This is a genomic window from Halovivax asiaticus JCM 14624 (genome assembly GCF_000337515.1).
GTDB classification, from domain to species: domain Archaea; phylum Halobacteriota; class Halobacteria; order Halobacteriales; family Natrialbaceae; genus Halovivax; species Halovivax asiaticus.
The window spans coordinates 227,689-253,701 of record NZ_AOIQ01000006.1 but is presented as its reverse complement, the minus strand read 5'-3'; the positions used below and the strand labels follow the sequence as shown (position 1 = coordinate 253,701).

General features: G+C 65.8%; 24 protein-coding genes. 11 read left to right on the top strand and 13 right to left on the bottom strand.

What is annotated here, in order from left to right; translation table 11 throughout:
• Window positions 1-24: 24 nt before the first annotated feature.
• The gene (locus C479_RS02295) at window positions 25-579 is read right to left on the bottom strand and encodes a DUF192 domain-containing protein (RefSeq protein ID WP_007697264.1); all 555 of its coding nucleotides are present in this window, start codon (window positions 577-579) and stop codon (window positions 25-27) included.
• 124 nt (window positions 580-703) lie between these two features.
• Window positions 704-1,660, bottom strand: coding sequence for a TIGR03557 family F420-dependent LLM class oxidoreductase (locus tag C479_RS02290; RefSeq protein ID WP_049907044.1), 957 nt, complete (start codon window positions 1,658-1,660; stop codon window positions 704-706).
• Window positions 1,661-1,799: 139 nt separating this feature from the next.
• Between C479_RS02290 and C479_RS02285 the strand changes: the two genes are divergently transcribed.
• Window positions 1,800-2,819 (top strand): ABC transporter ATP-binding protein, encoded by a 1,020-nt coding sequence (locus C479_RS02285; RefSeq protein ID WP_007697259.1) that lies wholly within the window; start codon window positions 1,800-1,802, stop codon window positions 2,817-2,819.
• Window positions 2,816-3,613 carry an ABC transporter permease gene (locus tag C479_RS02280; RefSeq protein WP_007697256.1) on the top strand — a complete coding sequence of 266 codons (798 nt, stop codon included), beginning with the start codon at window positions 2,816-2,818 and terminating at the stop codon, window positions 3,611-3,613. Before C479_RS02285 ends, C479_RS02280 begins: the two co-directional genes overlap by 4 nt.
• A gap of 47 nt (window positions 3,614-3,660) precedes the next feature.
• On the opposite strand, the gene C479_RS02275 is transcribed toward C479_RS02280, so the two are convergent.
• The 3 genes from C479_RS02275 to C479_RS02265 all read right to left on the bottom strand — a co-directional run bounded on the left by C479_RS02275 (window position 3,661) and on the right by C479_RS02265 (window position 5,635).
• Window positions 3,661-4,239 carry a DUF420 domain-containing protein gene (locus tag C479_RS02275; protein ID WP_007697253.1) on the bottom strand — a complete coding sequence of 193 codons (579 nt, stop codon included), beginning with the start codon at window positions 4,237-4,239 and terminating at the stop codon, window positions 3,661-3,663.
• A gap of 52 nt (window positions 4,240-4,291) precedes the next feature.
• Window positions 4,292-5,026 carry a J domain-containing protein gene (locus C479_RS02270; protein ID WP_007697250.1) on the bottom strand — a complete coding sequence of 245 codons (735 nt, stop codon included), beginning with the start codon at window positions 5,024-5,026 and terminating at the stop codon, window positions 4,292-4,294.
• A gap of 177 nt (window positions 5,027-5,203) precedes the next feature.
• Window positions 5,204-5,635 carry a CopG family ribbon-helix-helix protein gene (locus C479_RS02265; RefSeq protein WP_049907013.1) on the bottom strand — a complete coding sequence of 144 codons (432 nt, stop codon included), beginning with the start codon at window positions 5,633-5,635 and terminating at the stop codon, window positions 5,204-5,206.
• Between the two features lie 257 nt (window positions 5,636-5,892).
• On the opposite strand from C479_RS02265, the gene nadA reads away from it, so the two are divergent.
• Window positions 5,893-7,026, top strand: coding sequence for a quinolinate synthase NadA (gene nadA, locus C479_RS02260; RefSeq protein WP_007697244.1), 1,134 nt, complete (start codon window positions 5,893-5,895; stop codon window positions 7,024-7,026).
• Window positions 7,027-7,030: 4 nt separating this feature from the next.
• Window positions 7,031-8,584 (top strand): L-aspartate oxidase, encoded by a 1,554-nt coding sequence (locus C479_RS02255; RefSeq protein ID WP_007697241.1) that lies wholly within the window; start codon window positions 7,031-7,033, stop codon window positions 8,582-8,584.
• A gap of 92 nt (window positions 8,585-8,676) precedes the next feature.
• Here C479_RS02255 and C479_RS02250 read toward each other — a convergent pair whose 3' ends face one another.
• Window positions 8,677-9,954 carry a hypothetical protein gene (locus C479_RS02250; RefSeq protein WP_007697238.1) on the bottom strand — a complete coding sequence of 426 codons (1,278 nt, stop codon included), beginning with the start codon at window positions 9,952-9,954 and terminating at the stop codon, window positions 8,677-8,679.
• 138 nt (window positions 9,955-10,092) lie between these two features.
• Between C479_RS02250 and nadC the strand changes: the two genes are divergently transcribed.
• The 4 genes from nadC to C479_RS02230 all read left to right on the top strand — a co-directional run bounded on the left by nadC (window position 10,093) and on the right by C479_RS02230 (window position 14,098).
• Window positions 10,093-10,914, top strand: a complete 822-nt coding sequence (gene nadC / locus C479_RS02245; RefSeq protein WP_007697236.1) for a carboxylating nicotinate-nucleotide diphosphorylase — start codon at window positions 10,093-10,095, stop codon at window positions 10,912-10,914.
• 116 nt (window positions 10,915-11,030) lie between these two features.
• Window positions 11,031-11,471, top strand: a complete 441-nt coding sequence (locus tag C479_RS02240; RefSeq protein WP_007697233.1) for a hypothetical protein — start codon at window positions 11,031-11,033, stop codon at window positions 11,469-11,471.
• A gap of 78 nt (window positions 11,472-11,549) precedes the next feature.
• Window positions 11,550-13,022, top strand: coding sequence for an aldehyde dehydrogenase family protein (locus C479_RS02235; protein WP_007697230.1), 1,473 nt, complete (start codon window positions 11,550-11,552; stop codon window positions 13,020-13,022).
• 125 nt (window positions 13,023-13,147) lie between these two features.
• Complete coding sequence (locus C479_RS02230; RefSeq protein ID WP_007697227.1) at window positions 13,148-14,098, top strand: D-2-hydroxyacid dehydrogenase; 951 nt, start codon at window positions 13,148-13,150, stop codon at window positions 14,096-14,098.
• A gap of 72 nt (window positions 14,099-14,170) precedes the next feature.
• Here C479_RS02230 and C479_RS02225 read toward each other — a convergent pair whose 3' ends face one another.
• The 7 genes from C479_RS02225 to gpmI form a co-directional block, all read right to left on the bottom strand.
• The gene (locus C479_RS02225) at window positions 14,171-14,695 is read right to left on the bottom strand and encodes a GNAT family N-acetyltransferase (RefSeq protein ID WP_007697225.1); all 525 of its coding nucleotides are present in this window, start codon (window positions 14,693-14,695) and stop codon (window positions 14,171-14,173) included.
• 97 nt (window positions 14,696-14,792) lie between these two features.
• Window positions 14,793-16,076 (bottom strand): O-acetylhomoserine aminocarboxypropyltransferase/cysteine synthase family protein, encoded by a 1,284-nt coding sequence (locus C479_RS02220; protein WP_007697222.1) that lies wholly within the window; start codon window positions 16,074-16,076, stop codon window positions 14,793-14,795.
• Window positions 16,077-16,175: 99 nt separating this feature from the next.
• Window positions 16,176-17,186 carry a sodium:calcium antiporter gene (locus C479_RS02215; protein ID WP_007697219.1) on the bottom strand — a complete coding sequence of 337 codons (1,011 nt, stop codon included), beginning with the start codon at window positions 17,184-17,186 and terminating at the stop codon, window positions 16,176-16,178.
• Window positions 17,187-17,367: 181 nt separating this feature from the next.
• The gene (locus C479_RS02210; protein WP_007697216.1) at window positions 17,368-18,198 is read right to left on the bottom strand and encodes a hypothetical protein; all 831 of its coding nucleotides are present in this window, start codon (window positions 18,196-18,198) and stop codon (window positions 17,368-17,370) included.
• Complete coding sequence (locus C479_RS02205) at window positions 18,195-20,825, bottom strand: alkaline phosphatase PhoX (protein ID WP_007697212.1); 2,631 nt, start codon at window positions 20,823-20,825, stop codon at window positions 18,195-18,197. The genes C479_RS02210 and C479_RS02205 overlap by 4 nt, the downstream gene beginning before the upstream one ends.
• Before the next feature lie 260 nt (window positions 20,826-21,085).
• Window positions 21,086-21,505, bottom strand: coding sequence for a hypothetical protein (locus tag C479_RS02200; protein ID WP_007697209.1), 420 nt, complete (start codon window positions 21,503-21,505; stop codon window positions 21,086-21,088).
• Between the two features lie 133 nt (window positions 21,506-21,638).
• Window positions 21,639-23,255, bottom strand: a complete 1,617-nt coding sequence (gpmI, locus tag C479_RS02195) for a 2,3-bisphosphoglycerate-independent phosphoglycerate mutase (protein ID WP_007697198.1) — start codon at window positions 23,253-23,255, stop codon at window positions 21,639-21,641.
• A gap of 165 nt (window positions 23,256-23,420) precedes the next feature.
• On the opposite strand from gpmI, the gene C479_RS02190 reads away from it, so the two are divergent.
• From C479_RS02190 to C479_RS02180, 3 genes are all read left to right on the top strand, one after another.
• Entirely contained in the window at window positions 23,421-24,713 is a 1,293-nt protein-coding gene (locus C479_RS02190) for a DNA double-strand break repair nuclease NurA (protein ID WP_007697195.1), read from the top strand.
• A 91-nt stretch (window positions 24,714-24,804) separates the two neighbouring features.
• Window positions 24,805-25,155, top strand: a complete 351-nt coding sequence (locus C479_RS02185) for a DUF7113 family protein (RefSeq protein WP_007697192.1) — start codon at window positions 24,805-24,807, stop codon at window positions 25,153-25,155.
• Between the two features lie 135 nt (window positions 25,156-25,290).
• Complete coding sequence (locus C479_RS02180) at window positions 25,291-25,944, top strand: DUF7344 domain-containing protein (RefSeq protein WP_152415779.1); 654 nt, start codon at window positions 25,291-25,293, stop codon at window positions 25,942-25,944.
• Window positions 25,945-26,013 lie beyond the last annotated feature (69 nt).

Here is a 26,013-nt window from a genome sequence, read left to right as displayed (position 1 = left end):
AGAAGCGACGCCGATATCGGTGTGTCACTTACCCCAGTCGAGCCGATCGCCGGATTCGACATCCCGCTCGGTCGTCCAGTCGAGTGTCACTTCGAGGACGTACTGGCCTCGACCAGGATAGCGATGTTCCTCACCGTCCTCGTCGGGGTCGGGGGCCGGTGCACGGTGAATTTGCGTGATCGTCCCCGACGCGTCGGCGTAGACGATGTCGATCCCGAAGTCCATCTCACGCATGACGAAGGTCCGGTCGGCGACGCGGTCGAAGATGAAGAGCATCCCGTGGTCGTCGGCGAGGGACTCGGTGGCGCTCAGGCCCAGCTGCCGCAACTCGTCCGTGTCAGCGACCGCGGCTGTGACGGATCCCAGCCGCTCCCCGTCCGGCGTCGAGACGGTCACCGGCGTCGTCTCGTACCCGGGGAAAACCGGTCGCTCGTCGGACACGGGCGCGGTCTCGTTCGTCGATTCGTTCGGCGGCTGGGGCTCGCCGCCGGTACACCCGCTCAATCCGACGGCCGTAGCCGTCGCCCCGACGGTCGCGAGGTAGTTGCGTCGGGTTCGCGCGGGATCGCCACGCCCCATGCGGTCGGTCTACACCACTCCGAGTAATAAACGCCGGCGACGGTGGTGCGCCGCTGGCAGGGGTCCATGGGAACTGGACGACGGGGAAATCGGATGGCGTCCCGACCTCCATCACGCCTCGCTCTCAGCCGAGTTTCGGTGCCAGTTCGTCTTCGAAGAACTCGAAGAACGCTTCCTGGTCGGGGCCGATCTGGTGGAAGTAAACGTGGTCGAAGCCGGCGTCGACGGCGGTCTCGAACGAGTCGATCCAGGGTTCCGGATCGGGATCGGTGAGCGTCGCCGACTCGGCGATGTCGTCGCGGTCGACCATGGCCGCGGCCTGTTCGAAGTGTTTCGGCGTGGGGAGTTCCTGGCCCAGTTCGCCCGGGAGCGAACCGTTCGGCCAGGTCTCGTAGATCGTGTCGACTGCCGCGGACTCGCTCTCGGCGTAACAGCCGTGGAGCTGGGTGATCCGGGGTCCTGAACCGCCAGCGTTCTCGAACGCGTCGACGACGTCTCCCTTCGGGCCCGAACACCAGAGCCCGTCGCCGTGGTCGGCCGCCCATCGGGCCGCTTTCGGGCCGAACGCGCTCACGACGGTCGTGGGTTGCTCGTCGGGGCAGGTGAACAGTTTCGCGTTCTCGACCGTGTAGTGGTCACCGCGGTGACTCGTGTTCTCACCGGTCCAGAGCGACCGCATCACGTCGAGCGCTTCCGCCAGCTTCTCGAGTCGGACCGCGTGCTCTGGCCAGCGTTCGCCGGTCACGTGTTCGTTCAGGTTTTCTCCCGTCCCGACGCCGAACGTGAACCGATCGCCAAGGAGGACGGCGACGGTGGCGACGGCGTGGGCGACGTTCACCGGATGGATGCGCATGGTCGGGCAGGTGACGCCGACGCCGACGTCGATCTCGTCAGTTGCAGTGGCGATACCGCCGAGGGTCGTCCAGACGAACGGTGACTCGCCCTGGGCTGTCACCCACGGGTGGATGTGATCGGAGATCGAGACGAAGTCGAACCCGGCCGCTTCCGCGCGCCTGGCCTGTTCGATCAATGCGTCCGGGCCGTGCTCCTCGCTGGACAGGGTATAGCCGACGTTCGTCATGGTGACAGCGTCGACCACGGGCCGACGCATATCGGTTGGGCCTGCCATGGGGAATAGGTCCGATCAGGACTGGCCATCGGTTCCTCGATCGAGTCCCGGAATCGAACGCCTTACCCCGGCCGGTTGCGTACCCCGGCGCATGAATCCGGTCGTCGTGGCCGAGGACGTGGCCAAGCGGTACGGCGAGACGGTCGCCCTGGACGGCGCGTCGCTCTCGATCGACGCGGGCGAGGTGTTCGCGCTCATCGGGCCGAACGGCGCCGGCAAGACGACACTCGTTCGAGCGCTCACCGGAACCGTCTCCCCAGATTCGGGCTCGGTCTCCGTGCTCGGGACCGCACCTGCCGACGTCGACGCCAGCCGCCTCGGCGTGCTCCCCCAGTCGTTCTCGCCGCCCGACCGACTGAGCGCACGCGAACTACTCGCCTACTACGCGTCGCTGTATCCGGAGTCGCGCGATCCCGACACCGTACTGGCCGAGGTCGGGCTCGCAGACTCGGCGGAGACGTGGTACGAGAACCTCTCCGGGGGCCAGCAGCGCCGTGCGTGCGTCGGGAGCACGCTGCTCAACGACCCTGACGTGCTCGTGCTCGACGAACCGACGACGGGGATCGACCCCGCCGGTCGACGGACGATCCACCGGTTGATCGAGGACCTCGCGGCTGATGGCACGACCGTCCTTCTCACGACCCACGACATGGCGGAGGCCGAGCGACTGGCAGATCGTGTCGGCCTGCTCGCCGACGGCACCGTTCTCGACGTTGGGTCGCCGGCCGCGCTCGTCGATCGCCACGCCGGGTCGGACCGGCTCGTGGTCGACCTGGCCGAGACGGAGACCGATACCGAGTCCCCGATGACGGCGGCTGATCTCGTCGCTACAGCGCGCGAAACACTCCCCAACCGGATCGAGCGTGACCGATCGCGCCTGGTCGTCCACGACGTCGATCCAACCGACATCGGGTCGGTGGCGGACGACCTGTCGACGGCAGGAATCGAGTACACCGGCCTCCGTTGGACGGAACCTGGCCTCGAAGCTGTTTACTACGCGCTCGCGGACGCGGAGACCGATGCCGTGACGGGCGGTCCCGAGTCGGTCGCTGGTGAGGCGAGTGTGACGTCGAATCCGCCGATCTCCGATGTGGGAGGTGGTCGACCGTGACGGCCGTCGACTCGCCCGCCGCACGCGTTCGCCGGATCCGCGGTGCGGTGAGTGCCGGCTGGCGGGCGTTCGTCAGGCGGCGGACGGCCGTCTTCTTCACGTTCTTCTTCCCGGCGATCCTCGTGATCATCTTCGGGGCGCTCGTTCGGACCAGCTCGGGCAGTGGCGGGCTGTTCGCGGAACCGGCGGGTTACTACGTCCCCGGCTACCTCGCCACCGTCGTGCTCTTTACGCCCCTCTCCCGGATGAGCAGCGAGGTGGCTCGCCATCGGGAGGGCAACCGATTCGAGAAGCTCGCGACGACGCCGCTCGGACGCACCGAGTGGCTCCTGGCGCAGACGATCGTCAACGCGGTCATCATCACGATCGCGGCCGCGCTGATCCTCGTGCTTGTCGTCGCTCTCACCGGTGCGACCGTCGCGCTCTCGCCGCTGTTACTCGTGTACGTTCTCGTCGGCGTCGTCGGCTTCTGCGGACTGGGTGCAGCCCTCGGGAGCTACACCGAATCGCAGGACGGCGCCGTGGCGGCGAGCAACGCGATCGGGTTGCCGGTGCTCTTTCTCTCCGCGACGTTCGTGAATCCGTCGCAGCTGCCCGCGTGGTTCCTCCCGCTGGTCGATCTCTCACCGCTCTCGTACTTCGCTCGCGGGGTTCGGGCGGCGACGTATCCGGCAGCCGACTACGGCCCCGTTCTCGGCTTCGACCCGGTGATCGGGAACCTGCTCGTCCTCACGGGCGCGTCGCTCGTCCTGTTCTGGATCGGTGCCCGGTCGATTCCGCAGACTGAATCGTGAGTCGGCTGCGCGTCGAAGCGTTCGGTGGGATCAGGTGGCCGTTTCGGTCAGAACGTGTATCCCCAGATGTGGTTGAGCATGAGGTACGTCACAATTCCGAGGACGAGACTCAGGATCCACGATCCGGCGGCGACTCGACCGACGCGAGCGTGGATGCTGTCACGCAACTCCGCTGGCGTCCGGGTCAGGCCGAGCAAGAGCGCGTAGAGGACGACCGGCACCGCGACCATCGATAGCACGATGTGGACGGCGAGCATGAGGAGGTACGCGTAGTACGCGGGGTCGGGCCCCTCGAAGTACTTCGTCCCGCCACCGCCCACTTTGAGGAGGTAGACGACCAAGAACAGCAAGATCGTCCCGAAGGCGCCGGCCATGGCGCGTCGATGTGCGTTCACCCGACCGTTCCGGATCCAGTACCAACCCGCGATCAGCAGGGCGGTCGTCGTCGCGTTGATGACGGCGATTGCGTGCGTGAGGAAGTTGGTCTGGCCCTGGGTGAGATCCGGGTAGATCGGTACGTCGAGGAGGAAAGTTCCGAGGACGAGTCCGTACCCGAGTACGGTCAGGACGATCGTACTCGCCGCCGTCCGGGTGCGGATCCACTCGCGAAGTCGGACAGTACTCATTACGTGGTTCTTTCGAGTCGATCGCTTTCCCTCTTGCCTTCCGTGGCGCGACTCATTCGGCTTCGAGTTCGAAGGGAAGGTGATCGAGTCGTTTGCGTGCTTCGCGAGTCAGGTCGAACCGATAGCGTTCGGTCGTCGGTTCTCCGCCTGTCGATCCGTGCTGGGTGTAGACCACGCGGTCGACGGTAACCGACGCTGGCAGCTGATTTGCGACGACGATCGCACGTACTCCCGTGCCCGGTTCGAGCACCGCCGACCCTGGCCACCACGTCTCGGGAAGTGACGTTCGCCCCGGCGTGAGGAGGGTCGAGGCCTCGTACATGAAGCCGTCGGTGCCGATAAAGCGCGTCTGCGATGGGCCACGCCATTGCCGGGGCTGGGAGGTCGTGTTTCTGACCTCGAAGGCCGCGACGGCTCGTTCGAGCGCCGGTCTGGTCCCCGGTGTCTCGACGAGGCGAGAGATGTCGACCGCCTCGTCGAACCCCACGAGTGCGAGTGCGAGGAGGTCGCCTGTCACGGACAGGGGTCGCGTGGGGGACGATTCCGCCTCGATTTCGAAGGTCGGGGCGTCCGGTGATCGCGTGTCCACGGCCATCGTCTGTGACGTCGAGTGATCGGGCGGTTGTTCGCCGGTGATCGACTCGTAGGCCGCTTTGAGTTCGAGAAACTGCTCGCGGCAGCCACCCTGATCCGGGTGGTGCTCGGTCAGGAGCGCCCGATACCGCTGTCGGACCGTCGCGAGCGACGCGTCCGATGAGAGACCGAGAACCTCGTAGGGACGCTCCATTGTCGTTCGTATCGACTCGCGTCCGGAAAAAGAGTCTTTCTGCTCACGATCGCATTCCAGCCCCGTCGCCGGTCCATTACACCCGACACGTTCGTCCGTCCACTACAGCCGGCACCGTGATGAACCCACTCCACTGGTCTGGCAATCACCCAGCGGGAGCGCCTGTCTGTTCCGGTCTCACGTCGATCCCGTCTGCAGCGGATCGACGTCGTCGACCGGAAGGACCGAGTAATCGACGGTGAGGATGTCGCTGGTCGCGCGAATTTTACCGACGAACGTGGAAATCTCTTCTAGCTGCCCTTCGAGGACGAACAGCTCCATACAGAAGTGATCGCCGACGTGACTGTGGAAGTTCGATGTCACGAGTTGTTCGTACTCGTGGCGCAGCGAGATCATCCGCTCTTCGACCGTGGTCGTCTCGTAATCGAAGAGGACGGTGACGACGCCCATGAGCGTCCGATCCTCGAGTCTGGTTTCTTCGAACTCGCCGAGGAGTGAGCGTGATGCTTCTCGAACGACCTCGCTTCGGCCCGTGTACCCGTGTTCGTCGGCGAATTGGTCCAACCGGTCTAAGAGTTCGTCCGGCATCGAGACGCTAACAACTGTCATATGCTAATACTCGGGGGCGCTGTTATTAAAATGTACGGAGACAGCCGAGATTGTGCGTATTGCCGGGCAGCCACTGGCTCGGGTCGAGAAGGGGGAGTCCAAACGCCCGTCTCTCATCGGTAGCCTCGGGAACCTACGGACACCGGCCTGCGTCGGCCGTCCGGTAACTGTTTGCACAACCTCACTCGAAACCGCCGATTGAAGATAAAATCTTTTCATGGATGCGCCCTGACCCTGTGGTATCACCTGGTGGCCCCATGGTTACGATGGATACAGCGGATATCGAGACGGATTTGAGCCTGTTCAAGTACGACACCTTAGAACAGCTCCCCCCGGAGTATCGAACGTTGTCGGAATCCGAGCGCACGCCGCGCATCGAAGCGGCGCTCGACGAACTCGGCGACGAAGCCGTCGTCCTGGGACACAATTACCAGCGTCGAGAGATCGTCGAACACGCCGATTTCGTCGGGGACTCCTACGAGTTGTCGAAACGAGCCGCCGAGGCCGACGCCGAGTACGTGATCTTCGGCGGCGTCACCTTCATGGCCGAGTCCGCGGATATCATCACGGACGACGACCAGACCGTGATCCTTCCGAGTATGGAAGCGTCGTGCCCGATGGCGGGGATGGCCGAGGCCCTGCAGGTCGATGCCGCGTGGGCCGAGATCACGGCCGCCGCACCCGACGCGGAGATCATCCCGATCACGTACATGAACTCCTACGCCGACCTGAAGGCATTCTGTGCGAGTCAGGGCGGCCTCGTCTGTACCTCCTCGAACGCCCACCGCGCGTTCGAATGGGCGTTCGAACGCGGTGACAAGGTGCTCTTCCTGCCGGACAAGCACCTCGGAGAGAACACGGCTCACCGACTCGGGATGGAGGACGAGGTGGCGACGTGGGATCCCTGGGACCCTGCGGGGAAGGACCCGGACGAGGTCGTCGAGTCCGACATCATCTGCTGGGACGGCTACTGTCAGGTCCACGAGCGCTTCACCGCCGAACACGTCGAACAGGTGCGCGAGGACCACCGGGGCGCCCGGGTCGTCGTCCATCCGGAGTGTCGTCGCGAGGTCGTCGAAGCTGCCGACGTCGTCGGTTCGACGAGTACCATCTGCGAGACGATCGAGACAGCGGATCCTGGCGAGACGTGGGCGATCGGCACCGAGATCCACCTGACCGAGCACCTCCAGCGCTGGCATCCCGAGGTCGAGGTGCTCCCGCTGTGCGGCGACGCCTGCATGGACTGCAACGCCATGCGCCAGATCGATCCGAACTACCTTGCCTGGGTCTTGGAAGAATTAGTAGCGGGTCGGGAACGAAACGTCATTGAGGTCGCGGCCGACGAGAAGGAACTCGCTGGCGTCGCCCTCGAACGGATGCTGGAGGTCTGAGTCGATGGTGAACGACGACCCCGCGGCTGCACCGACTGCGGAGACGGACGATCGGACGGACGTTCTCGTCGTCGGTTCCGGGATCGCCGGCTGTGCCGCCGCGCTCGGCGCGGCCCGGGACGGTGCTGCGGTCTGTCTGTTGACGAAGGCCAGCCGGCCGGACGAAGCGAGTACCGACTGGGCACAGGGAGGCATCTCGACCACACGAGGTGATCCGGAATCGCTCAAGCAGGACGTGCTCGCAGCGAGTGCCGGAACTGCCGACGACGCGGCGGTCGACGTCCTGGTGGAGAACGCCGACGAGGCCGTCCAGGACGTCCTCGTCGACACGCTCGACGTCGATTTCGACCGCGAGGGGGAGAAGTTCGATTACACGCGCGAGGCGGCCCACTCCACCGAGCGGATCCTCCACGTCGACGCCTCGACGGGAACGCACATTCTCCGGCCGTTCTTGCAGTACGTCGACGACCACGACCGGATCGACGTTCGCGACGACACTGCCGCGCTCGATCTGCTCACTCACGAGGGGGCGGTCCACGGCGTCCTGACCGACGAAACCCCCTCCGGCCATCCGATCTACGCGACGCGGACGATCCTCGCGACCGGCGGCATCGGCTCGCTCTACGGTCGGTCGACGAACCCGGACGGCGCGACGGGGGACGGCATCGCCATGGCCGCACTGGCCGGGGCCGATGTCGCGGACATGGAGTACGTCCAGTTTCACCCGACGGCCTACGCGGGCGAAGATCCGTTCTTGCTCTCGGAGGCCCTCCGGGGCGAAGGCGCTCACCTGCTGAACGCTGATGAGGAGAGATTCATGCCCGACGTTCATCCGGACGCCGAACTCGCACCGCGCGACGTCGTCGCGCGGGCCGTCGCCGACGAACGTGACCGGACCGGTGAGGTGTTCCTGGACGTGAGTACGCTCGCGGAACCGTTCGCCGATGCGTTCCCGAATCTGGCCAGCAAGTGTGTGGATCGCGGTATCGAGTCCGAGCGCATTCCGGTCGCGCCGTGTGAACACTTCCTCTGCGGCGGTATCCACGTCGACGATCGTGGCCGGACGTCGCTCGCAAATCTCTTCGCAGTCGGCGAGTGTTCCCGGACGGGCGTTCACGGGGCGAATCGCCTGGCCAGCACGAGTCTCCTCGAAGGGCTGGTCTGGGGGCTCCGATCGGGCGAGACCGCGGCGGACGCCGGCTCCGTCGAGCCGGTTGGCCCCGAGACCGTCGATCCGCCGGAACTCAGAAACACTGACCCCGAACTTCCGGCACGATTCGCCGGCGAGAAGTTCACCCGACTGCGCCGGACGATGGACGCGTCACTCGGTCTCGAACGCGACCTCGACGACGTCGCCCGGGCCGGGAGCGTGTTCCGGCGTCTCAAGGGCGAGGTCGACGCATACACCAGGACACGTACCTCCCGGTCGCTGTACGAACTCCGCAACGCCTGTGTGACTGCCCTGCTGATCGCCCAGGCCGCTCGTGAGAACCCTGAATCCGTCGGCTGTCACCACGTCGTCGACGACTCGGTGGCAAACGAAGCCCCGGGCCAGTAACCACCGGCGAGCACTTCTCTGTCATCAGTTTCCGCAACGAGCGACGGGATACCAGCTGTCGACAGTAGCTCGTCGACTCCATTCCCGATTCGTTACTCCCAGTACTCGGGAGCGAGAGCGGCGAAATCAGCGAGTTCAGGTGCCATCCATACGAGCACGTCCTCGTCGTCCAGTCCGATCGCTTCGTAGCGACCGTCGCTGGTCCAGACGTTTTCGCGGTCCGTCTGGGCCCCGCGTGATTCGGCCCAGTGACGGACGTGCTCGAAGCCAGTTTCGGCGGCCGCAGTGTCGGCGAACCGGATCCGCCAGTACCACCCGTAGGCGCCATCGTCGCGTTCGAACCCGGTGAACGCGTCCCCGCGCCACTGGTCGGTCACGGGAGCGCGGTAGCGGATCAGCGAGGCGTACACCTCGTCCGTCGCCTCCGGACTGCGAGTGTAGACCGCCTCGGTGGGAAGGGCGCCCGCCTGCCAAAGGGTCGTAAAGAGTGCCTGCATCCCGAGCCGCTCGGTGTCGAGCAGGGTCCAGCCGTCACCCGGTTCTGATGGGGCCGTAACCGGTTCGGGATGTCGATCCGGATACCACGCCGGATGCAGGATCTGCCCCGAGGAGATGGGTGGGTCGTCGTGACTCGCCCAGATTTGCTCCCAGCCGCCGCGGGCCGCGAGGGCCGACGCGAAGTCGTAGCCGTTGAAGTACGAGCCGTACTGGAGCAAGAGTGCCGGGTCGAGCGATCCTGGACTGATGCGGGTGGGGTCTGCGAGTTGACAGTGAGCGAAGTCTCCGCCGCAGCCGTCGACGTACTCGTCTTCGACGAACATCGCTGTCCCCTCGACGACCGCCTGCTGAGCGCTGTAGCGGTCGAAGCCGACCGACCAGCTGCGGTTCCACTCGTCGAGGCTCCCAGTCTGGAACTGGATCGCGTGGAAGAGCTCGTGCGCGAGTAATTGATCGTCGATGGCTGCGTCGTCCGTCCCGACCAGTCGGATCGTCGTCGACGCCGGATCGTAGGAACCCGCGAACTCGAACGACCGGTCTGCATCCAGTCGCTCCGTGAGTCCGAGCGCCCGATAGGCGAGTTTCTGGGTCCTCGATCCGCCGACGACCGGATAGGTCTCGGCGCGCTCTCGCATCTCCGAGGGTGTGATGCGCTCGATCGTCGTCCGTTCGTGTATCGACGCCCCGACGATGTCCGTCAGGCGGTCGTAGACCGTCTCGGTCCGCTCGACGAACCCGTCGCCGACGCCCTCGAACCGAAACTGCTCGGACGTGGGGGTCGGGTTCCGATTCGAACACCCGGCGAGCGTGGCGCCGAGGGCGGCCGCCCCCGCTCGAACGAACTGCCGTCGTGTTCGCCGTCCCCGACGCATTTCCCGTCACTTCTCGCCCGAGGATGAAATCTGTACCGTTCGAGTGATCGACGCTCCACGGCGCCTCGGAGAACGGGGGTCGCTACACGACAAAACCGGTGGCGATAAACGGCTGCCGGCGAACCCCTCACCGACGCAATGATCACCGATTCCCAGATCGAGGGCTGGCTCCGGGAGGACCTGGGTCATCACGACGTGACGAATCAGGTCCCCGGCGAGACCACCGGGCGCCTCGTCGCGAAAGCGGCCGGCGTCGCGGCCGGCCTCGACGCTGCCGAGCGTGTCTTCGAGTATCTGGACGTCGACGTGACCGATCGCGTCGCCGACGGGACGTCGTTCGACGCCGGAGAGACGATTTTTTCGGTCGAGGGCCCCGCACGCGACGTTCTCAGGGGTGAGCGCGTCGCCGTCAACGTCGCCGGACACGCGTCGGGGATCGCCACTCGCACGCACCGGACAGTCGAACTCGCTCGACAGGCCGACGAATCGGCCCGCGTCGCCGCCACCCGCAAAACCACGCCCGGGTTACGGGGACTCGAGAAGCGGGCCGTCGTCGCGGGCGGCGGCGACACGCATCGCCTCGATCTCTCACACGCGGTGATGGTGAAGGACAATCACATCACCGAGATGGGCCTCGAGAAGGCAGTCGAGCACTTCGACGACCGCGTGTCATTCACGACCAAACTCGAGGTGGAAGTCGAGACGCCGGCGGACGCACCGAGAGCCGCGGCCGCCGGAGCGGATATCGTCCTTCTCGACAACATGGATCCGGACACCGTCCGGAACGCGCTCGATCGACTCGCCGAAGCCGGTCACGACGACACCCTGACCGAGGCGAGCGGCGGGATTACGATGGAGACGGTCGCCGACTACGCGGCGACGGGCGTGGACGTGGTCTCGATGGGGAGTCTCACGCACTCCGCTCCCTCGCTGGATCTCTCCTTCCGTACGGGTGAGTGAGAACTGGCGTTTTGGCTCGTTCGTTTCTGGTCCGATAGCTGGTGTCCGGGACAGGGCAGCACGGATTTTCGACCCGAGTAGGTAGAATTATGCGTCAGTCTTCTCGACGGGAACGTATGAACTCGTCAGCAGAGACGACGGAGGGACAGACTTCCTTCGAAGACGGCCCACTCACGCCGAACCTGCTGGGGGCAGCGTTCGGCCTCATGGACGTCGTCGCGTTCGGCGCCGTCGGATTTTTCGTGCTTGACGATCCGTTCCTGGGGGCGCTTGCCGGTCTCTTCGTTGGAACTGGCGTCTTCCTGTTTCTACCGCTGTTCGTCGCAAGTTCCACCGTAGACGGCGGACTCCAGGGGATGGAATCCGACACAGATCGCCACCCGTTCCGCGGATTTCACCGTCTGGCCGCCGGGTTTGCGCTTTCTGCCGGGGGACTTTCGTATTTGAGTTACCTCTTCGTCGAGCAGTCGCTCGTCCCGGCTCTTCCGATTGGCCTTCTCGTCGCCGCAGTCGTGTACGTCTCGCTTTCGTTCCTCATGCCGAATGCGGAACTGTAGTGGCGACCCCGCCCGTCGCTTTCGGCCGGTTGCGTGCGCCGGTCCGCCGATTATCTGCTCGGGCGGGGTGGGGTCCGTATGGCGGATCTTCCCCTGTCACCCGATTCCGGCTGGACCGCACTCTACAGAGACGGCGAGTGGATCGACCGCGATGACCGTGACACAATCGACGTCACGAACCCGTATACCCGCGACACGATCGCACGTGTTTCCGCGGGGACGCCGGACGACGTCGACGAGGCCTATCGGGCTGCGGAGCGGGCCCAGGGGTCCTGGGCCGAGCAACCGCCGCAGCGGCGCGCCGGCGTCGTCACTCGCGCGCTCCGATTACTCGAAGATCACTGGGACGACGTCGTCGAACTGCTGGCGATCGAATCGGGCAGTGCGTCGGTCAAGGCGGTCGCCGAGTTGCAGACGGCGAAGGGGATGATGCAGCAGGCGGCGAGTTACCCGTTCACGATGACGGGCCAGCACCGCGACTCGATCGTCCCCGGAAAGGAGAACGTCGTCGAACGCGTGCCAGTGGGTGTCGTCGGCGTGATCTCGCCGTGGAACTTCCCCTTTCACCTCTCGATGCGCGCCGTGGCACCGGCGATAGCAGCGGGGAACGCGGTCGTCCTGAAACCCGCCTCGAACACGCCGATCACCGGCGGCCTTTTGCTCGCCCGTCTCTTCGACGAGGCCGGCCTCCCCGACGGCGTCCTGAACGTCGTTCCGGGCCGGGGGTCCGAGATCGGTGACGCCGTGGCCGAGCACGAGACGCCACGCGTCCTGGCGTTCACCGGATCGACGGAGATCGGTCAGCGGGTGGCGCGGAAGGCGGCCGGCAATACCGCGCTTCCCGCCCTCGAACTCGGCGGGAACAACGTCCACGTCGTCACCGAGAACGCCGACCTCGATCGGGCGGTCGACGGCGGCGTCTTCGGCTCCTTCCTCCACCAGGGACAGGCCTGCATCTCGATCAATCGCCACCTGGTCCACGAATCGCTGTACGACGAGTACGTCGACGCCCTCGCGGATCGTGCGGCGAATCTGCCGGCCGGCGATCCGCGTGACGAGGAGACGGTTATCGGGCCGATCATCGACGAGAGCCAGCGCGACCAGATGCTCGAATTCGTCACGGAGAGCGTCGACGCCGGCGCGACCGTCGAGACTGGCGGCGAGAGTGACGGGTTGCTCGTCGAACCGACGGTCCTCTCCGACGCGAGCAACGACATGGCCGCCGCGTGTAACGAACACTTCGGGCCCATCGCGCCCATCATCCCGTACGCCGATGACGCCGAGGCGATCGACCTCGCGAACGACACCATCCATGGTCTGTCGGGCTCCGTTCACTCCGACGACGAGGCGCAGGCGCGACGTATCGCCGACGGCATCGAGACGGGCATGATTCACATCAACGACCAGCCGATCAACGACGAACCGCACGTTCCCTTCGGCGGGATGAAGCACTCCGGCCTCGGGCGCTACAACGCCGACTCGATCCTCGACGAACTGACGACGACCAAGTGGATCTCGATACAGCGCGAACCGAGACAGTACCCGTTCTGATCGCGAAAACTCGTCCTGCGTACGAGTGGCCATTCGCGTACGAGTTCGTCGCGCTGCGTCGGCCCATCGGCCCGAACGCGCCGGGATCGAAAGAGTCGACTTGATCGCCTGTCTCCACCACGGACATGAGCAGTCACGAGATTCTGATTCCCCACCGCTACGACCGGGCGGATCGCGAGCGCCTCGCCGTCCGGTTCGACGAACTCGACGACGCCGACGTGACCGTCGCGACTACGCCCGACGAAACGCTCTCGGGTATCGAAACGGCGACGGCGGCACTCTCACCGAGCGTTCCGGAGGAGTGGCTCGATCGTGCCTCGAATTTGGGGTGGGTGCAGGGATCGACGGCCGGCTACGATCACTACGATCTGGACGCCCTCGAGGCAGCCGGGATCACCCTCACGACGGCCTCGGGCGTCCACGCGCAGCCGATCGCCGAGTGGGCACTCGGGGCCATGCTCGGCATCGAGCGCGACCTCTTCGCCGCCCGGGATCGCCAGCGCGAGGGACTTTGGCTCCGCGAGAGCGGCGGCGAACTGGCGAGCAAGACCGTCGGGATCGTCGGTCTGGGTGCGATCGGCGGTCGGATCGCCGAACTCGCCGCGGCCGTCGGCTGTCACGTCGTCGGGACGAAACGTGATCCGTCGACTGCGCCCGACGCCGTCGACGAAGTCTATCCGGCCGACGAACTGGACGCGGTCCTTCGCCAGACCGACTATCTCGTCGTCGCCTGCCCGCTCACCGACGAGACGCGCGGCCTGATCGATCGGTCGGCGATGCGAACGATGCCGCGCGACGCGGTCGTCGTCAACATTGCCCGAGGCGACGTGGTCGACGAGGATGCCCTCGTCGAGTCCCTCCAGCAGGGTCGCCTCGCCGGTGCGGCACTCGACGTCTTCTCGACCGAACCCTTGCCCGACGACTCGCCGCTGTGGGATCTTCCCAACGTGCTGGTGACGCCACACGTCTCGGGTTCGACGCCGCACTACTACGATCGCGTCGCCGAAATCTTCATCGAGAATTACGACCATTTCGTCGCCGGGACGCCCGAAGAGATGCGAAACCGCGTCGTGTAGGGCCGGGACGCCGTCGCTCGGTCGCCGTCACTCGGTCGTCGTCGATCGATACCGATCGTCCGGTGTGCTTCCTCACTCGAATCGCCGCTCCATCGTCACGTAATCGAAGGGCCGATCCGGTTTCTCGTGGGTCTCGATCGGCTCGTATCCCTGACTTTCGTACCACTCGTGGAGGAACGGGTGCGTGTCGTAGGTCGTCAACTGTGCGGTGTCGTAGCCGCGCGATCGAGCGATCGATTCGACCCGATCGAACAGTCGTTGGCCGAGTCCGCTCCCCTGCCACGATTCGACGACGGCCAGCCGTTCGATGTACGGCGTCTCGCGTTCTTCGAGCAGGCGAACGGTGCCGACGACCGGCTGACTACCGTCCGGCTCCGTGCCACCACTCCTCCCGTCACCGACGTTGGTCTCGCCTGGCTCGGCGACGAGCGTGACAGCATCGGCGTCGAGCCACTCACGAACCGTGTCGGCCCCGATCTCGGTCATCCGCGTCGGAAACCCGCGCTCGGCACCGACGCGGTAGGCGTCTCGATAACAGGCGGCGATCGCAGCGGCGTCCTCGGGGGTCGCGCGGCGAATGGTGGCGTCCGCGGTCATACGGCGTGATTCGAGCGTGAGCGGCAAACGACTTCTGCAATTCCACCGCGCAACTGACCTGGTCGATTTGAACCGTGTCGAGCGACGACTCGCCCGTTCACACCGCGTCGATCGCCTGTTCCAGGTCTGCGACGATGTCCGCGGGGTCCTCGATGCCGACTGACAGACGGACGAGATCGGGCGTGACGCCGCTCGCGAGCTGCTCGTCCTCGGTCAGCTGCTGGTGGGTCGTGCTCCCGGGGTGGATGATGAGCGTCTTCGCGTCGCCGACGTTGGCGAGCAGGCTCGTCAACTCGACCTCGTTGCAGACGGTCTCGGCGCCATCGTAGCCGGCTTCGAGGCCGAAGGTGAGCATGCCGCCGTAGCCACCATCCAGATACTCGGAGGCGGTGTCGTGCGTCTCGTGGGATTCGAGCCCCGGATAAGTGACCCAGGCGACGTCGGGATGCTCGTCGAGATACTCGGCGACGATTTGTGCGTTCTCGCAGTGGCGACCCATCCGGAGCGAGAGCGATTCTAGCTTCTGGAGGGTGTTCCAGGCGTCGAACGGTGCTTGCTGGTTACCGAGATCGCGCAGCCCGCGCGTGCGTGCGGCGATCGAGAACGCCTGCTCGCCAAATGTTTCGTAGAAGTTGACGCCGTGGTAGGCGGGGTTCGGTTCGGCGATCTCGGGATAGTCGCCTTCGTCCCAGGGGAAGGTGCCCCCGTCGACCAGAATTCCGCCGACGGTTGTCCCGGCGCCGGTGAGCCACTTCGTCGTGGAGTGCCAGACGAGGTCGGCGCCGTGTTCGATCGGATTACAGAGGTACGGCGTCGCGAAGGTATTGTCGACGAACAGCGGAACATCGTGATCGTGGGCGATGTCCGCGATCCGCTCTAGGTCCGGTGTCACCAGCGCGGGATTCCCGATCGACTCCAGGTGGACGAACGCGGTGTCGTCGTCGATCGCCGCGTCGTAGGCCTCGTAGTCGAGCGTATCGACGAATTTCGTCTCGATCCCGCGGCGCGCGACGGTGTGGCTGAGGTAGGTGTACGTCCCGCCGTAGAGCGACGAGGCGGAGACGATGTTGTCGCCGGCTTCCGCCAGCATGAACGTCGCGAGATCGAAGGCCGCCATCCCGGACGCGGTTGCGAGCGCACCCACTCCGCCTTCGAGACTCGCGACGCGCTCTTCTAACATCGCGTTCGTCGGGTTCATGATCCGCGAGTAGATGTTGCCAAACTCCTCCAGGCCGAAGAGGGCGGCGGCGTGATCGGTGTCTTCGAACTCGTAGGACGTCGTCTGGTAGATCGGTGGGGCCCGAGCGCCGGTCGTCGGGTCGGACGCCTGTCCAGCGTGGATCGTCCGCGTGTCGAATCGCGGTGTCTCGTCGTCTGCCATACACGTCCGTGCGACCGGGTATCGGTTGTAGCTCGCTATCGCGTCGGTTTCTGCCGCTATCGCCGACGGCGAACCCGTTGCCCCGACGACGGTGGACGGTCACGTCGGCAGTACGCGCGTGAGTCCGACGCTTTCCGTGATAAGCCAGGCGACGAACCCGCCGTAGAGGACGAGCAAGAGCCACCCTTCGCGCCGCGAGAGGAACATCTTTGTCCGGGAGATCGTGAAGAAGATGACCGTCGCGACGACGAGGAAGGCCATCATTGGGACGACGTGATCGAACCTGATCGAGAGGGAGCCGGCGACGAGAATCCCGACCGGAATCGCCACGAGCAGATCGAACGTGTTGGAGCCGAGGACGTTCGCGATCGAGACCGTCGGTCGGCCCGACTGGGAGGCAGTGATACTGACGAACGCGTCCGGGAGGCTCGACCCGGCAGCGACGATGGTCATCCCCCAGAGGAACGACGGCGTCCCGAAGGCGTCGCCGAGGCCGACAGCAGCCCGGACGAGCCCCTCGACACCGACGACGATCAGCACCAGTCCGACGAGAAAGCGCCCCCAGCTCCGGGCGAGGTCGATGCCCTCGTCGGGGACGGTCCCGGACTCCGAGGCGTCGAGATACTGGGTGAACACGTACAGCACGTACAGGACGATCGGCACGAGTGCGAGTGCTCGCGTCACCTCACCGCTTATCCGGCCGTTGGCGACGTCGATGGGGTAGTAGATGACCGCGAGCGAGAACGTGAGCAACAGCGTCGCGACCGCGAGCATGTAGAAGAGTGCTTCCTTGTAGACCAGGTCTCGGTTCGTCTCGATCCCGCTGCCGATCACGACGGCGATACCCGGGATAACGAGGAGGTTGAACACCGCGGAGCCGACGATCGCGCCGACACCGAGTTCGAACTCGCCACGGGTAGCCGAGAGTAACACGCTCATCAACTCGGGCGTACTCGACCCGACGGCAGCGATGATCGCCCCGTGAACGACCGATGGGATGCCGTACGCGCCGGCGAGCTTGGCTGCCGCGTCTTCGAGCCACCTGCTCCCGATCCACACGATGCCGGTCCCGACGACGGCGAGGGCGAGCAGTCCGAGTACCGTGAACATTTCGTGAAGCGTTCGAAACGTCGCTGGATAAAATGGTCGGTGCCAGCCGGCGCGGTTGTGCTGTCCCTGTATCGATGTCAATCCGGGAGATCGAACGCGGTGTCGCTTAGATAGACCAAACGCGGCGTCACTCGGGTCGGACGGACGCGGCGTCGATCTGGTCGAACGGACGCGGTGCCGCTCAGGTGGGCCGAACCCGTCGTCGCCACCCGACCCACCCGAGGGCCACGAGTGCGGCTACGCCGCCGAAACCGGGGAGTTTCTCATTGACGGTTGAGCCGATCCCGTCCGCGTCGCCACCGCCGGGCGAGCTGCTTTCGCCGGTGCCGTCCCCAACGGTGATCGTCCCCGCTGTGGGTTCGACTGCGATCGGTGTGCCACCGTCCGCGTCGAGCCGTGCATCCGTCACGCGAACGGCTGTAGTGCCGACTTCGTTCCCCGAGACCTCGATCGTCGCCAGCGTGACGTCCGCCGCACCGGCCGTAATTTCGTTTTCGAGATCGACGGCTTCGAGCGTGATCGATCGTCCGTCAGTGCTCACCATCGGGCGTTCCGTCATGGCCAGCGTGTCCGGATACGCCGCGCTCTCGATCGACGCCACGTGTTCGTCCGCGACGGAGACCGTCACCTCGAACCCGGCGAGCCCGGCCGGCGCCTCGCCCAACACGAGGGGAATCGACGCGTTCTCCCCGGGGTCGACGGGAGCGTCACCCAGTTCGATGCGTCCGTCCATCTGTGCTGTCGCGCTCTCGTCTCCCTGGGGCGTGGCGGTCGCGGCCGTCAGATCGGTGTCGGACCGATCGAGGTGCGCCACGGCAGCAGTGTCCGTGCGCTCGTCGACGACCGTTGCCGCGTCGACCGGGGCCCCAATGGCCACTGCGCTCATCGTGAGACAGACGAGTGCAGCGATCGAGACGAACCGGGGCAGTACTCCACGCTCGTCCGACCACGTCGCTGGCTCGCACTCCGTGAGCCACCCGGTCCCGTCGTTCGGTCGGCTCGCTGGGCTCACAGTTCGTCAGCGAGTGCGTCGACGTCGTCGTAATCGATCCGGCCGTTGTCGTTGAAGTCGAACGCGTCCGCGTTGAGCTGCACGGCCTCCGAGTCGAGTCGTTCGAACAGGGTGACCACGTCGTCGTAGTCAAGGCGGCCGTTCCCGTTGACGTCCTCGAAGCGACCATCGTCGTCGGGATCGGTCGGCGCCCGGCCGCTGCCGGAGCCGTCGCCGATCGCGGGCGGTCCGGTGACGACCACGCCGGGGTAGGGCGCCGGCTCGACCGGCTGGCCCGCGTCGTCGTCGAACGCGTGGACGTCGACCGACACGTCGGTCGTTCCAGTGCCGGTCGCCTCGAGCTCGATCGAGGCGAGGGTCACCTCGCTCGTCCCCGGTTCGATCTCGTTTTCGACGTCGGCGAACCGGAACTCGACGGCGCTTCCGTCGGCGGCGATTTTCGGGTCGCTGGTGAGCGAGACGTCGTCTGTGTAGGTCGCATCGGTGATCGATGCGACGTCGGTGTGCGAGACCGAGACCGTGAGTCGACCACCTGCGAGTCCGTCGCGAAGGTTGGAGACGCGCAGGTCGAGCGTCCCCGTCGACCCGTGTGACAGGGCCAGCGACTCGACGTCGAGTTCGGCCGGCGGTTCGTAGACCCACATCGCGTCGTTGGGGTACGAGCGGCCGAAGCTTCCCTTGTCCTCACAGCACAGCACGCGCCCATCGTCCATCACGTAGACGTTGTCGACGTTGATGAGCGAGACGTCCTGCAGGGAACTAGGATCGCTCGCGTTCGGCCCGACGATGACCGGTTCCAGTCGGGAGACGTCGTAATTTTCGTCGAGGCGGCCCCGATAGACGACCCCGGAGTCAACCTCGTCGAATCGGAGTTCGCCCCGGTCGTCGGTCATGTATCCGCTGAGCGAGGAGATGCCGAAGTAGACGAAGTCGCCGGGTTCGGCGTCGGCGACGGAGTCGATGCCTTCGGCTTTGTTGAACTCGACGCTGGCCCCGATCTCTTTGGCTGCCGCGCGGGTTTCGAGGAACGGCACGCGACGGAGTTCCTCGTCGACGTCGTCGGGCCCGCGTGCTTCGTACTGGCTAGCCCACTCGACGATCTCCTCGTCGGTGATGTAGTCCTGGTTGCCCTCGATCGCGACGGTCTCGTCGGCCTCGGCGAGGGCCGCTTCGAGGTCTTCCTCCCAGTCGGTTTCGGCGTGGGTCTCGAGGTAGTCTATCTGGGTGACGTCGTCGTAGTCGGCGATCCAGGACTCGACCTCGGCGTTGCTCGCCGTGCCGAGTTCGAGCCACTCGACGTCGAGGTCGGTCTCGCCGACGGTCCCCTCGCCGACCTCGGTCGCTTTCACCGCGTACAGCGTTCCGCGAACGTCCATCCGGCTGTCGTAACTCGGGATGGGCTCCTCGGCGACGAACTTGTAGATACCCTTCGCGCCGCCGTCGGAGGCGAGGTAGACCGTTCGCTCGTCGGGCAGCACCTCTGGACACTCCCAGGCGGCGCGGCCGAAGACGTGGTGTTTGACGGGGACTGGCTCGTCGGCCGTCGGCTTCGTAACCTCGACGATCTTCCCGTATCGGTAGCGGTTTGGGAAGTTGTCGTCGATCGGCGTCGCGCTGTTCTCGTCGTCCGTGCGGTCGATCGGCTCCGCGCCGAGGTAGTACGCCAGCCGTTCGACGCCACTGTTGGCCCACAGCCCCATCGGGGACCAGGCGTCTTCGCCGAAGACGTCCTCAAGTGACGATTCGACGTCGGTCAGGTTCGGGCGGTTGTAGAACTCGCTCCCGCCGCGGAGGCCGACGCCGCTGCCGGCATCCACGATGTCGCTGACCGTCGCGAGTCCGTTGACGCGTGGGTGTCCGTAGTCTTCCTCCGCCGAGAGTGGCGTCTCCCAAGGAGTAAGATCTCCGTAGCAGTTGATCTTCGTCCCACCGATGTCGCGGAAGGCGTCGGTGTTCTCGAGTTCCATCGCGTTCTCCAGGTCGGCCTCCCAGTCGCCGCCGTCGTCCCGGCTGAGCGGCGTTCGCGAGATCGCTCCCGGCGTGGTCTCGTTGTTCGTAAAGAGGTACCCCTCCATCCCATCGTCGTCGGTCGGTACAAAGAAGTTCATGTCCGGATTGTAGCCCACCTCCTCGAAGCGCTCGCCGACGAGGTCCGAGAGGTCCGTTCCATCAGGCGTCTGCGGGCGACCCCATCGCTCGGTGCCACCGTTGATCTCCTCTCCTTCCCGGACGAGGTAGGAGAAGTCACCGGCTGCGGATCGAACACGTCCCCGCTCGGCGTCCGATCGCGGCGGTTCGAGTTCCGTGAATTCGGGCGTCGCCCCATCGAAGTCGAACCGGAAGCCCTCGAAGACGCCGACACCTGCCTGATCGTACGGTGCCGGGTTGTCACGGCTCGGGTGCTGGACGCTGTAGAGCAGTTCGCCGGTGTCGAAGACGAACGGGCCGGTCACCTCCGCGCCACGGGCCGTGGTCAGGAATCGGGTGAGTCGGCCGTTCACGTACGGCGCCTCGGGCGTCGCGTGTTCGTCCGGTTTCTCGCTGGCCTGGACGGAGCCGACGACGCCCGCCCCTAGTGCCGCCGCAGTCGACGATGCAAGCAGGTTGCGTCTGGTGAATTTCACCATGCAGATGGAGTGTTAATTAGTAAAATAAAGGAGTTTTATAATATGGGTATCGGGTGGTATGATCCCGTCGCTTCGACCCCGACGTGAAACAGTCCCATCCGGAGACTATGTATCGGTCCGGAGTGCTTGGCAGTGATCAGTCACTGTCGGAATGGGGCTACGCTGTGGGTCACGTCGTCGAGACGGGTTGCAAAACGAGGGCCGAATCAGCAGTTCGGTCGAGTTCTGTCCGTCTCACCGGGGCTGTCCGTTTGCAGTCGTCAGTCGGCTCCGGCGTCGGGAGCTTCCTCACGGATTTCGTCGGCACGATGGCGCACCCACGAGCAGTATCGGTCGATGACCGTCGGTGTCGTTCCGTAGAAGGACGCGACCCAGTTCTCGTCCGCCCACTCCATCGTGACGAGGTAGGCTGCGAGCGTATCTTTGCCGGCCTGCACGATCTCCGGCGGAACCCCGCGTGCGCCCGTGTCGGCCTCGACGAACCCGTTCACGTCGAAGTAGACGTCGGCGTACAGGCGTGCGTCCGCGGGTCTGTCGAACGTGATATCGGTGTGCTGGGGTGCGACGAACCGGTATCGAGGCGACGGCTCGTCTGCCTGGCACTCGACGATCGAGACGCCGAAGCCGTACGATTCGACGACGGTTCCCTCCGGATCCGAGTTGTGGGTGGACGTGGCCATGGGCCGTGTGTCGGTGGACAGCCGTAGGGCTGTTTATCGTTTATATGAGGGCTATTGAGTACTCACGAGTGGACCCGAGTCCGTTCGATGGTGAATCCACGACCAGGTGGGAGGTTGGGTACGGCGGTTCGAATCAGCCGTCCAACAACGGGCGGCCGGTCATCGCTGCCGGTCGATCGATTCCAGTGAGCGTCAGCACCGTCGGGGCGAGATCGGCGAGCGTGCCGCCGTCGTGGAGGGTCCGATCGTCGGCAGTTCCGTCGGGGGAGACGTACACGACCGGGACAGGATTCGTCGTGTGGGCGGTGTGAGGATCAGACGCCGTCCCCATGTCGTCGGCGTTGCCGTGATCGGCGGTGACGAGGGCGTGGGCCCCCGCGTCCGCGATCGATTCGAGGAGCCGTCCGAGCTGGGTGTCGACGGCTTCGACGGCTTCGACGGCCGCATCGAAGTCCCCCGTGTGCCCGACCATGTCTGGATTGGCGTAGTTGAGCACGAGGACGTCAGGATCGTCCGCCCTGAGGCGCTCGATCGCGGTGTCCGTGACGCCGGCTGCGCTCATCTCAGGTCGTTCGTCGTAGGTCGGGACGTCGGGACTCTCGACGATCTCGCGTCGTTCGCCGTCGAACTCAACCTCGCGGCCGCCGTTCAGGAAGTACGTCACGTGGGCGTACTTCTCCGATTCGGCGATGCGCAACTGCGTCGCCCCGGCCGCTGCGAGCACCTCGCCCAGAACGTTTGCGGGCTGGTGGGGCGGATACGCGACGGGGAGGTCGAACGTCCGGTCGTACTCGGTCAGCATCACCACCTGCGTCTCCGGCGGGCTGATTTCGAACGCGTCCGCCCAGTCGTCCGGACGGATATCGGCCAGCAATCGCGTCAACTGTCGGGCGCGGTCGGCGCGGAAGTTGAACCAGACGACCGCATCGCCGTCGTCGATGGCCGGCCGGTCGGCGACGATCGTCGGTTCGACGAACTCGTCGGTGTCGCCGCGCTCGTACGACTGTTCGACAGCTGCGAGGGCCGACGGTGCCTCGTACGCCGCCTCTCTCTCGACGATCGCGTCGTAGGCGCGTTTCGTTCGTTCCCAGTTCTGGTCGCGATCCATCGCGTAGTAGCGCCCGGAGACCGTCGCGACGTCCCCGGTCCCTGCGGCGTCGACGGCGGATTCGAGCGCCTGGAGGTACTCGCGACCGCCGGTCGGGGCCGTGTCTCGGCCGTCCGTGATCGCGTGGGTCACCGCCTCGACGTCGCGGTCGACGGCGAGTTCGAGCAGGGCGTGGAGGTGGGCCTGGTCCGAGTGAACGCCGCCGTCGCTGACGAGTCCCAGAAAGTGGACCCGCCCGTCGTTCGCCCGCGCGTACTCGAACGCGTCGTCGATGGCTTCGTTCTCTCCGAGGTGGCCGTCGGCGATGTCGTCCGTAATTCGCGTGTACTCCTGGTCGACGACGCGGCCGGCGCCGATCGTCAGGTGACCGACCTCGCTGTTGCCCATCTGGCCGGCCGGGAGGCCGACGGTCCGGCCGACGGCGTCGAGCGTCGAGACCGCGCCCCGGTCGACCAGCCGATCGAACGTCGACGTCTCCGCCGTGGCGACGGCGTTTCGGCCGCCGTTCGCTGGCCGAGTGGCTGCCCCTCCATCCTCGTCGTTACGATCTGTCGAACTGGACCCTCCCTCGGCCAGGCGATCCCACAGCGGGTCGTCGTGACCGAGTCCCCAGCCGTCGAGTACGATCAGCGCCGCGTCCATGGTACAGGCGACTCGACACGCGACCAATTAGCTGTCGCTCCCCGGTCGTGTCGACTGGTGTGTTGCTGGCACCGACACCGTTGCCAGTCGCCCGTCCGAGCGAGGCCACCTCGTCCTGCAGGACCGACCGCGACCTTTTTGCCGCTGGCATCGGTCCCCCGACACATGACGCTCGATCCGGTGCACTTCGACGGCATCGCCCGCCTCGCACGACGGATCGATCAGGGTGCCTCAGAACAGGACCACCGGGAGCTCGCCGAGACGGTCTGGGCGGAGTTTCTCGACCCACTGACCGATGGCGACCGAGTGGTGCTGGAGCCGATCGAGGACGTGAGTCGGCACCTCGTCGATATCGAGCGGATCGCTCTCTCGGAGCGGCCCTTTCCGACCCAGCACGGCCTCGATGCCGGGACGATCAACCCCACGTCGTTCCGGAACGGGCTGGTCATCGATATCGCGCAGGCCGCGATGGCCTCCTCGCCGTCGACGCTCGATCTCCACCGGTCGCGGACGGTCGTCGCAACCGTCCACTCGAACGACGCGACGGCGAGCGTCAACGACCGCTGGGACACGTTCGACGCGGGCTACAGCCGAAGCCGTGCCGTGAAGGTTCCGTCACTCCCGCGCTTCGCGGAGGGCGTCGTCCACGCGCTGGCGCTGTACATGGCCGAAGGTGAGCACGCCCTATCCCACGCGGACGCCGTCGACGATCTGCTCGTTCTCGACGGACCGCTGTACCCCCGTGGGCTGCTCCGGTGGGCGGATCAACACTCGGATCTGGCCGAACTGCTGGTGACCGAACGTCAGCCCCGATCGGTCCTCGAAAAATACGTCCGGCTCGTCGAGTCGTTCGTCGAGCGATCGGTCCCCCTCGTCGGCTTCGTCAAGAACCCTGCCACACGTGTCCTCTCGCGAACGGTCGCCGAACACGGGATGGAGACGCCGTGGACCGACGACACCGCCTTCTTTACCCGCGTCCTCGAACGCGGCGAGTCGGGCACTGGCCCGGACGGCCGACAGTTCGACCGCGAGACGGACGCCCTTACGTACACCGGCTGGTTTCGCTCGCGAGGCGGCGTCGACGGCCCGATGTCGATCGACGGGGACGCACTCGGCGTCGAGCGAACGCTGGATCCGGCGTGCTACGAAGTTACGTTCTTCGTCGTCTACGACCCGCGAACCGACCTCTGCTACCGGATCGAAGCGCCGTACGCGTTCACCCGTAATGCCGAGGTGCGCGAGGCGCTCACCCGTCACCTCCTCGCCGAGGTCGCGACCTCGCGGGGGCCGCCACCGGTCGTGGAGAAGGCCGACGAGCTGGCGCGTATCAGCGCGCCGGAGAAAGCCTCCCTCCGCGAGACGTTCGAGGAGCGGTTCGCGACGACGGCGGAGCGCGATTACGACGATCGTCGCTGGGGAGACGACGGCCGACCGTTCGACTCGGCTGGGCTCAGGTAAGGGAGCGTCGGGTTCTTGGAACGGAACGGAATTCGCACTGGCCGAGACAGATCGCCGGATCCCTTTTGCCAACTGGCGGCGTACGACAACCATGCTTACGGTGCGGGGTCAGGCGGGCGGGACGGAACTCACCGGCACGATCTACGAGCGCGGCGAGGAGGCGCCGCGGTTTCGCGGCGCGCCGGACGGCGACGCGGCTTACGTCTGGATCTGTGACGAGTTCTACGAGGTTTCGAGCGGCGGCTCGCGACTCGAACTCGAGGACCGTGTCGTCAACGTCGCGTTCGAGACGCCGCTCCCGCGTGGCTTCGACACAAAAGAGTGCGCGATCGACGCCGCGACCGAACACGTCCGGACGCAGTTCCGTCGCATCGGCGTGGACGCCGACAGCGTCGAACTTTCCGTCGAACCAGTCGACGAAGCGGGAGAGCGTCGGCAGTAACCGACCTGCATGTCGATCGAGGAGTTCTGGCGTGGCTACGGGGGACTGGAGGCCGGCGACCCACGCAATTCGGTCGCATCGCCGGCCATCTATCGACGGGGTGAGACTTTTCCGTCCCGCGTTCGAGCACTCTGTATGGATTTTCCGCCCCCAAATAACCGATCCGAACACGGGCTCGACGTGTCCGGCTCGGTCGATCACATCCAGGCGCTATCGAGTCCGCGGCGGATCGCTACCCTCACAGCACTCGCCCGACGCGACGAGTCGATGCGCGTCGAGGATCTCGCCAGCCACGTCAGGGCGCTCGAACGCGAGACGGACGTGTCGGCGGTGTCTCGGCGGGAGCAACGGCGCGTCCAGACGTCGCTGCAGCATGCCCACCTGCCCGCCTTGGCCGCTCGCTCGCTCGTCGAGTGGGAGCACGAGGCCGACTGGGTGGCGCTCCACCCCGACGTTTCGTCCGAGGAGCTTCGCGAGACAGTCGGCGAGGCGCATCCGACGGCGTCGACACGCCACATCCGGACGCTGTCGGACCCGCGGCGCAGGCAGGTTCTCGAACTTGTCGAGGAGTATGATACGCCACTCTCTATCGACACGCTCGCCAGACAGGTTGCGTCGTTCGAGACGGGTGGAGGGAGTTCCTCACCTCCCGCGCAGACGATGGATCGGGTTCGAATCTCGCTCGTCCACTCCCACCTCCCGGCGCTCGATGACGCCGGCCTCTTGACGTACGACGAGGAGACTGGGACAGTGACGAGCACCGCCCTGTCCCCCGTTGGCGACGAGTGAGGAGAATTGCGCGAGCGGGGGCAGGAATAGTGTCATCGGGGCGGTGGGCCGTTCGTATTTTCTCATCAG

What these genes read in the sequence shown, in the direction of transcription:
- C479_RS02255 (WP_007697241.1), top strand. Translation starts at nt 7,031, where the DNA reads ATGGTGAACGACGACCCCGCGGCTGCACCGACTGCGGAGACGGACGAT.
- C479_RS02275 (WP_007697253.1), bottom strand. Translation starts at nt 4,239, where the DNA reads ATGAGTACTGTCCGACTTCGCGAGTGGATCCGCACCCGGACGGCGGCG.
- nadA (WP_007697244.1), top strand. Translation starts at nt 5,893, where the DNA reads ATGGTTACGATGGATACAGCGGATATCGAGACGGATTTGAGCCTGTTC.
- C479_RS02265 (WP_049907013.1), bottom strand. Translation starts at nt 5,635, where the DNA reads ATGACAGTTGTTAGCGTCTCGATGCCGGACGAACTCTTAGACCGGTTG.
- C479_RS02250 (WP_007697238.1), bottom strand. Translation starts at nt 9,954, where the DNA reads ATGCGTCGGGGACGGCGAACACGACGGCAGTTCGTTCGAGCGGGGGCG.
- C479_RS02270 (WP_007697250.1), bottom strand. Translation starts at nt 5,026, where the DNA reads ATGGAGCGTCCCTACGAGGTTCTCGGTCTCTCATCGGACGCGTCGCTC.
- C479_RS02240 (WP_007697233.1), top strand. Translation starts at nt 11,031, where the DNA reads ATGAACTCGTCAGCAGAGACGACGGAGGGACAGACTTCCTTCGAAGAC.
- C479_RS02295 (WP_007697264.1), bottom strand. Translation starts at nt 579, where the DNA reads ATGGGGCGTGGCGATCCCGCGCGAACCCGACGCAACTACCTCGCGACC.
- gpmI (WP_007697198.1), bottom strand. Translation starts at nt 23,255, where the DNA reads ATGGACGCGGCGCTGATCGTACTCGACGGCTGGGGACTCGGTCACGAC.
- C479_RS02215 (WP_007697219.1), bottom strand. Translation starts at nt 17,186, where the DNA reads ATGTTCACGGTACTCGGACTGCTCGCCCTCGCCGTCGTCGGGACCGGC.
- nadC (WP_007697236.1), top strand. Translation starts at nt 10,093, where the DNA reads ATGATCACCGATTCCCAGATCGAGGGCTGGCTCCGGGAGGACCTGGGT.
- C479_RS02230 (WP_007697227.1), top strand. Translation starts at nt 13,148, where the DNA reads ATGAGCAGTCACGAGATTCTGATTCCCCACCGCTACGACCGGGCGGAT.
- C479_RS02290 (WP_049907044.1), bottom strand. Translation starts at nt 1,660, where the DNA reads ATGACGAACGTCGGCTATACCCTGTCCAGCGAGGAGCACGGCCCGGAC.
- C479_RS02220 (WP_007697222.1), bottom strand. Translation starts at nt 16,076, where the DNA reads ATGGCAGACGACGAGACACCGCGATTCGACACGCGGACGATCCACGCT.
- C479_RS02225 (WP_007697225.1), bottom strand. Translation starts at nt 14,695, where the DNA reads ATGACCGCGGACGCCACCATTCGCCGCGCGACCCCCGAGGACGCCGCT.
- C479_RS02190 (WP_007697195.1), top strand. Translation starts at nt 23,421, where the DNA reads ATGACGCTCGATCCGGTGCACTTCGACGGCATCGCCCGCCTCGCACGA.
- C479_RS02200 (WP_007697209.1), bottom strand. Translation starts at nt 21,505, where the DNA reads ATGGCCACGTCCACCCACAACTCGGATCCGGAGGGAACCGTCGTCGAA.
- C479_RS02180 (WP_152415779.1), top strand. Translation starts at nt 25,291, where the DNA reads ATGGATTTTCCGCCCCCAAATAACCGATCCGAACACGGGCTCGACGTG.
- C479_RS02285 (WP_007697259.1), top strand. Translation starts at nt 1,800, where the DNA reads ATGAATCCGGTCGTCGTGGCCGAGGACGTGGCCAAGCGGTACGGCGAG.
- C479_RS02185 (WP_007697192.1), top strand. Translation starts at nt 24,805, where the DNA reads ATGCTTACGGTGCGGGGTCAGGCGGGCGGGACGGAACTCACCGGCACG.
- C479_RS02235 (WP_007697230.1), top strand. Translation starts at nt 11,550, where the DNA reads ATGGCGGATCTTCCCCTGTCACCCGATTCCGGCTGGACCGCACTCTAC.
- C479_RS02205 (WP_007697212.1), bottom strand. Translation starts at nt 20,825, where the DNA reads ATGGTGAAATTCACCAGACGCAACCTGCTTGCATCGTCGACTGCGGCG.